This is a genomic window from Vibrio sp. Y42_MX_L11 (assembly GCF_024181785.1).
GTDB lineage: Bacteria > Pseudomonadota > Gammaproteobacteria > Enterobacterales > Vibrionaceae > Vibrio > Vibrio diabolicus.
This window is the reverse complement of the sequence record NZ_JAMZAP010000026.1, coordinates 60,442-66,965: the sequence shown is the minus strand read 5'-3', so window position 1 is coordinate 66,965 and position 6,524 is coordinate 60,442. Positions and strand designations below refer to the sequence as shown.

Sequence of the window (6,524 nt, the reverse complement as noted above, 5' to 3'; positions counted from 1 at the left end):
ACTCGAATTTGGCGGCCAAAGCTTCATAACGGGTGTTCAAGAGCATCAGACTCGGCTGCTTAAGCTTCTTGGTGTTCTGTATGAAGCAGTTTATTCCTAAATTGGCTGCGGAATGACGGATAAACGATACCATAATCTATTTAATTTTATTCTAATGTATAACAAAAATCCTAAACTTTAATAACGAAATGATATTTAAGTTTTGGCTAATAATAAACGCTATCTGATAAAAATAATAAAGACGGACAGCAGAGTTTACTAAGATAAACTTTTACCTTTAGGTAAGGGTAATGCTTAGGATATTCGCTAATTATTCGGGGGGTATGGTAAGTGATATGAACTTCTATGCTCTTTTCTTTGCTTCTTTAATTGATATAGCAGTACTTAGAAATAACAACAATCAAAGTATTGCTTTGAAAGTTTCTCAACACTCGTACTGAGAAACTCAAAATAATGAAGGGTAGAAAATGGATGTGTCAGGCCAACTAAACAAAGAAAAGGTCGGCTCGAGCTCGCGAAAAATTCGTAGTTTTTCCCGCTATGAAAAATCTGACGAAGTATTTCACTCAGACCAATCTCACATTGTTGTCGTTCACAATGGTCAGCTTCGAGTTCAAACAGGTGATTGCACAATCGATGTCGCGGCAGAAAATGGGGTAAGGGGATTACTTATTCGAGTACTCGCCCTTAGACGGGGCATACAAAGCGTCGATTATAACCTACGACAACGAACTCGTTAGCCAGCTATTACAAAAGCACAGTGATCTTTTGATGATGCTGCCCAAGGTAGATAAAGTTTGTTCTGGCTTGTTTACTTTTGGTTTGAACATACTCGTAGAGCAAGTGCTTTCCAGCATGCAGACGCTTGAGCAACAGGCGTATCCAGATGCGATCATGTGCCTAAAATATGAAGAGTTACTCATTCTTTTGCTGCACGGCAAAGGGGGAGAATCACTCTATGCGTTGCTGTCACAACAAACGAACCGAACATCGGAACGGTTACGTCGATTTATGGAACAACACTACCTCAAAGAGTGGAAGTTGACTGACTATGCGCAAGAGTTTGGTGCTAGCTTAACGACTTTTAAAGAGCTATTTAATGAGCACTATGGCATTTCTCCAAGAGCTTGGATCAGTGAGCGCCGATTGTTGCACGCTCATAAACTCCTGTTGACGAGCAAGATGAGCATCGTGGATGTGGCGATGGAGGCTGGGTTTTCTAGTCAGTCTTACTTTACGCAGAGTTACCGCCGTCGTTTTGGAACGACGCCAAGCCGTGTACGTTCGGGAGACGATCAAGTAGCTATCGCGAAATGAAATGACTTGGGACTAAAATTTTCTGACTAATTTTGAAAGTCACTCATCAGCGTAAATTCTATTATGCGTCATGTAACAACGAACGATTAAAAATTATTACACCTCTTTCTTTCTGGATCGTTCGAGAGGGGTGCGGAGACGAACATAAATGAAAAAGCAGCATTGGCGACGCCGTTCGCTTTTTCCAGACAGCATTGTGACACAACGGAAAGTGACTGTTTTGCAGAGAGGAGCTCGATATGAAAGTGCTTCTAGATCAACGCAGGATTTCAATGTTGTGCACGTCAATCACCGACAATTGTTGAGTGAAGGCGTCATTAATTATGAACAGTTATCTTTACTTCAGCGCTTGTTGGATAGAAGCGTCGTCGATAGCCTGTGCGCAAGCCAGTTGGTGAAAACGTATCAAAAGCTCGGTGCGTCGCTTGACCGATTCGCCATGCGTTTATTTTTGGAAATTGGGTCGCAGCTCAGTGATAGCCGCACACTCGTGACCTTTGAACAAAGACTGGAATACATCAACGCGCGTCTTGGTTTTCGCTTCAATTTAGCGGTACCAAAAACGTTGATGCTTTGTTTTCATTTATCTCTAAACGAGTGGATTAACCGTCAAGTTGATCAAAGCGCTTTGCATGCCTCCATTAAAGTGGAACAGCTTATCAATCAGCTCGATATTCAAAAGGAATATTGGTCGAAACTATCGGGAGAGGACACCAGTGCGGTGTTTGTACAACAGCAACTCGATTTAATTGAGCGCCAACAGCACCAGTTGAAAGATCAACTCGGGACGTTGAGCGAACAACAGATGCAAGTGATTGAATGTCATCGTTCGTTAATTGAGAAGTGGCAACCGTCCCTAGACGAGCTTAAAGGGTTCGCAGAGTACACTTCTACGACTGCTCAGTTTATCTCTGAGTGGAAAAAGTGGTGTTCGGAAGTTCGACTTGAAGCTCCTGAGCTGAACGAAGTCTGGGATGCATGTGATGTGGTTTACAACGACCAAAATGCGGTTGCGAAAGTATGGCAGTGGTTCAAGAGCATGCAAATTGTTGGCGACATTGATCACTACTATTTTGACACTCAAAGCGGCCAGTGCGGCCAGGCTTGCAATCACCTCAGCCAGATTTAAATAGGGCGTTAAATGTTAGATAAGATGATGAAATCTTTAGCGGAAACGCTAAAGGTAGGGGATTTTATTGCCTCAGAAAATGGCTCTTACAACATCGAGGTTGATCAGTTGTCACTGACCATCAAACAACACGCATCATGGTTTTTATGGGAAGCAGCTTTACCCTTCCAGTTTAAAGAGCATCTAGATTATCAACAAGAACAAGCGTTACAACGTTGCATGCAGCTCTCACTAAAAACAATCCGTGAAGATGGCTGCGTACTAACAGCGAATGATGATCAGCAGCTGATTTTACAAAGCAAAGTGAGGATCGAGGACTGTTCGATTGAGCTGTTCTCTTCTTTGCTTTCTAAGCACGTTAATCTATGTGAGCGTTATATGGCATTATTGGAGCAAGAGCGCGTGAACCACACGATTAATCATAATGTGTGGTTGCCATGATGCGAAAAGTCTTTCCGAACATCAGACGTGCTGCCACAAAGATACTGTTGTGTGCTGTGAGCTTTGCTCCGTTGGGATTCGCACAAGCAACAGACTTACACTGGCCCGAACAACCATTCCGATACTATGCAGATAACGACTCATTAAAAGAGTTGTTGAATAACTTTGGCGCAAACTATCGCGTTTCGGTTTCTGTGAGTGACAAAGTTAATGATCGAGTGAGTGGACGTTTTACTCCTGATGATCCGGCTGAGTTCCTCGACTACTTATCGCAAGTCTATAACTTGATGTGGTATTTCGATGGTGCCGTGTTACATGTCTATAAGGCGACAGAAACGCGCTCACGTTTACTCCAATTAGAATTATTGACCGCCAGAGAGCTACGAAGCACGTTAATTTCCACTGGAGTGTGGGATTCGCGCTATGGGTGGAGAGCCGCTGAAAGTAAAGGGTTGGTTTATCTTGCAGGTCCTCCACGTTATGTCGACTTAGTTGTACAAACGGCCGAAGCATTAGAAACGCGCCTGCTGCAGAAATCGAATTCAACCGACGAGTTATTCGTTGAAATAATTCCTTTGAAGTACGCTTCTGCAACGGATAGAGAAATTGCATATCGAGATCAGACCATTACGGTTCCGGGTATCGCATCGGTTTTAAAGCGAGTCGTGTCTGGTGTTCAAACTCAAGTGACGAGTGCGTCGAACAAAGAAGTGACCAGTTCAGATAAGCCTGTAAAAAGCAATAAAACCGCCTCAGTTCATGGCGGAGCAACGGTTGAAGCAGAGCCGGGCCTTAATGCGATTATTGTTCGTGATACTCAAGCGCGATTGCCGCTCTATCGCAAACTGGTCGCTCAATTGGACCAACCGCAATCAAGAATTGAAGTTGCGTTATCGATTGTCGACATCAGTGCCAACGATTTAAGTCAGTTAGGCGTGGATTGGCGAGCGGGAGTATCTGTCGGAAATAATCGAATTGTTGATATCAAAACAACCGGGGATGTGAGTTCGGGTGATGTGACTCTCGGCAGCGGACAAAATTTTAAGTCTTTGCTTGATTCAACCAATCTGAATTACCTGTTGGCTCAAATCCGTTTATTGGAATCTCAAGGCAGTGCTCAAGTGGTTTCAAGACCAACACTGTTAACCCAAGAAAATGTCGAAGCGGTACTGAACAACAGCAGCACGTTTTACGTCAAGCTGGTTGGTAAAGAGACCGCAGCACTGGAAGAGGTCACGTATGGCACGTTACTGAGAATTGTCCCGCGTATCGTTGGTGACAGGTTTGCTGCCCGACCAGAAATCAATCTGAGCCTTCATCTCGAAGACGGGGCAAAGATTACCGATGGTGGTGTCGACGACCTTCCTTCCGTTCGTAAAACTGAAATCAGTACCTTGGCGACGGTGAAACAAGGGCAAAGCTTACTTATCGGTGGTGTGTACCGAGATGAAGTGAGTCATCAGTTACGTAAAGTACCACTGTTGGGAGACATCCCATATTTAGGTGCGTTGTTTAGAAGTAATACCAACACTAAACGCCGCACGGTGCGCATGTTTATTCTAGAACCGCGAATCGTTGTGGATGGTATTGGCGATAGTGTGTTGATTGGTAATGAGTACGATCTGCGACCAAGCATTGGCAAGCTCAACAACATTTCCAACAACAGTGCTGAATTTAAATCGGTCGTCGAAGTGTATAGCTGCACATCAAAGACTCAAGCAGAGCGCTATCAGCAAGACTTATTGTCACAGCAACAGTCGTCTCAATTGACGCAGTGCCAATTGCCGACAGGGCAAAAGGGTTGGCGTGTAAAAGTATTGGAATGCGATGACTCACAAAGTGAGTGTGTGCGTCCATCAGAGGAGCCTTAACCGCGATGCAGCAATGGAAAATTCGTATTTTATCAGGCGTGCATTCCGGAGTTGAAGTCACCTTACCTGAGGGCGCTCTTGTGCTTGGCAGTGACGACTTTATCGCAGATCTTGTGCTGTCTGATGCTGGGGTCGAAGCTAACCATTTCACGTTGGTTTGCCAGCAAGACTCGGTCATTTTACGAGGCTGCAAAGAGGCAAATATTAACGGTGAAAACATCTCTGTTGAAGATGATGGGATCGAGTTGTCACGCCATGCCGTTGTCTCTGTAGGTGTTGTGAAGTTCGCACTGGGGTACGCAGAAGATGCGTTAATCGTGAGTAACGTCAGCGACGAATCTAGCGAACAGGATACACCTGTTGTTGCTGTACAACGCTCTAGCTGGAAAAAAACAACGCTCATCGCCTTGCTTTGTAGTTTTGTCCCGAGTGTCATTTTTGCTGGTATGTGGTACAGCCAAGCTAACGGAAACAATAATGAGACTGTCACAGAAGCAGAACCCATTGTTTTGGTGCGCAACATCTTAGGCGAGCTCAAACTTAGCGACGTTCGTGTGGAATGGAATGCCGCCGCACGCCAAGCGGTTTTGGAAGGCTATGTTGAAGATCGAACTCAGAAACTCGATCTGCTTGGTCGAATTGATGTACTAGGTATCAATTACAAAAGTGACTTAAGAACGATGGAAGAAATCCGTCGCGGGGTTCGATTTATTTTGCGAAACCTCGGCTATCACCAGGTGAAAGTCGAAAATGGGGATGAGACGGGCACACTGTTACTGACGGGTTATATCGATGATGCAAGCCGCTGGAACCAAGTTGAGCAAATTTTAGAGCGAGACGTACCGGGCCTAGTAGCGTGGAAGGTTGAACTGCAAAGAGCGGGTGCCTACATGGATACGCTAAAAGCCTTATTGACGGATGCAGAGCTACTGAAAAAAGTCCAGTTGGTTACCAGCGGTGATCGCATCGAAGTACGCGGGGAACTTGATGATATCGAAACGACTCGATTTTACGGTGTGACTCGAGACTTCCGAGAACAATATGGTGAAAAACCATATTTAGTTTTGAAATCCATACCTAAGGTGAGTAAAGGCACCAACATCGATTTCCCTTTTCGTAGCGTTAACTTTGGTCAGGTTCCATATGTGATTCTGACTGATAACGTTCGTTACATGGTTGGTGCAAGAACGCCTCAAGGCTACCGCATATCCAGTGTTACGCCTGCTGGCATTGAGCTGGTCAAAGGCGGGCGGGTGATAACAATAGAACTCGGATACGAGGGCGAGACGAACAATGACAAATCTTGAACAAATTTTAAATAACGACAAAAACGGTGCGGAAGTGCACAAGATTAAGAGCAAGCTCTTAGAAGCACAAGCGGTGGTGAAACGTCAGTTGGATTTAGGGTGCTCACCACAGCAGTACCAATTGCTACTCAAACAGTATGAAGCTTACACCGCCGCACATGCGGTCGTTGAATCATACGAAGCGAACTAAAAAATACGAGGAAGTCTTATGTCATTTTACGATGCTAGTAACAGTGTAAACCTTGATGATGTTAAAACTAAGTTAGAAAAACAAGCGAAAGATGCCAACACAGAGGTGACGACTGCCATCAAGAACCTAGAAACAAACGCCGATGATCCATCTAAGCTGGCTGAACTTCAGCACGCGATCAACAAATGGTCTGTTGTTTACAACATCAATGCGACCACCACTCGTGCGATTAAAGATGTGATGCAGTCGATTCTCCAGAAGGTATAAAG

Annotated in this window: 6 protein-coding genes and 1 pseudogene; all 7 read left to right on the top strand. The window is 44.6% G+C overall.

From position 1 onward, the window contains the following. The first annotated feature begins 467 nt into the window (after positions 1 to 467). The 7 genes and pseudogenes from NL643_RS20625 (at position 468) to sctF (ending at position 6,522) form a co-directional block, all read left to right on the top strand. Positions 468 to 1,317 (top strand): annotated as a pseudogene (locus tag NL643_RS20625) (helix-turn-helix transcriptional regulator). Between the two features lie 148 nt (positions 1,318 to 1,465). Beyond that, complete coding sequence (locus tag NL643_RS20620) at positions 1,466 to 2,446, top strand: T3SS regulon anti-activator ExsD domain-containing protein (RefSeq protein ID WP_006741518.1); 981 nt, start codon at positions 1,466 to 1,468, stop codon at positions 2,444 to 2,446. A gap of 12 nt (positions 2,447 to 2,458) precedes the next feature. Continuing rightward, the gene (locus NL643_RS20615) at positions 2,459 to 2,887 is read left to right on the top strand and encodes a YscB family type III secretion system chaperone (protein ID WP_074191269.1); all 429 of its coding nucleotides are present in this window, start codon (positions 2,459 to 2,461) and stop codon (positions 2,885 to 2,887) included. Then, the gene (gene sctC, locus NL643_RS20610) at positions 2,875 to 4,758 is read left to right on the top strand and encodes a type III secretion system outer membrane ring subunit SctC (protein ID WP_101911949.1); all 1,884 of its coding nucleotides are present in this window, start codon (positions 2,875 to 2,877) and stop codon (positions 4,756 to 4,758) included. Before NL643_RS20615 ends, sctC begins: the two co-directional genes overlap by 13 nt. A gap of 5 nt (positions 4,759 to 4,763) precedes the next feature. Beyond that, on the top strand, positions 4,764 to 6,065 hold the full coding sequence (sctD, locus tag NL643_RS20605) for a type III secretion system inner membrane ring subunit SctD (protein ID WP_012841765.1): 1,302 nt from the start codon (positions 4,764 to 4,766) through the stop codon (positions 6,063 to 6,065). Then, the gene (locus tag NL643_RS20600; RefSeq protein WP_012841766.1) at positions 6,052 to 6,255 is read left to right on the top strand and encodes an EscE/YscE/SsaE family type III secretion system needle protein co-chaperone; all 204 of its coding nucleotides are present in this window, start codon (positions 6,052 to 6,054) and stop codon (positions 6,253 to 6,255) included. The genes sctD and NL643_RS20600 overlap by 14 nt, the downstream gene beginning before the upstream one ends. An 18-nt stretch (positions 6,256 to 6,273) precedes the next feature. Further along, a complete protein-coding gene (sctF, locus tag NL643_RS20595) occupies positions 6,274 to 6,522 on the top strand; it encodes a type III secretion system needle filament subunit SctF (protein WP_047009831.1) in 249 nt (82 codons plus the stop codon). The last annotated feature ends 2 nt before the right edge of the window (positions 6,523 to 6,524 follow it).

Excerpts from the sequence above, each read along its gene's own strand:
- NL643_RS20620 (WP_006741518.1), top strand. The coding sequence starts at position 1,466 with ATGAAAAAGCAGCATTGGCGACGCCGTTCGCTTTTTCCAGACAGCATT.
- NL643_RS20615 (WP_074191269.1), top strand. The coding sequence starts at position 2,459 with ATGTTAGATAAGATGATGAAATCTTTAGCGGAAACGCTAAAGGTAGGG.
- sctD (WP_012841765.1), top strand. The coding sequence starts at position 4,764 with ATGCAGCAATGGAAAATTCGTATTTTATCAGGCGTGCATTCCGGAGTT.
- NL643_RS20600 (WP_012841766.1), top strand. The coding sequence starts at position 6,052 with ATGACAAATCTTGAACAAATTTTAAATAACGACAAAAACGGTGCGGAA.
- sctF (WP_047009831.1), top strand. The coding sequence starts at position 6,274 with ATGTCATTTTACGATGCTAGTAACAGTGTAAACCTTGATGATGTTAAA.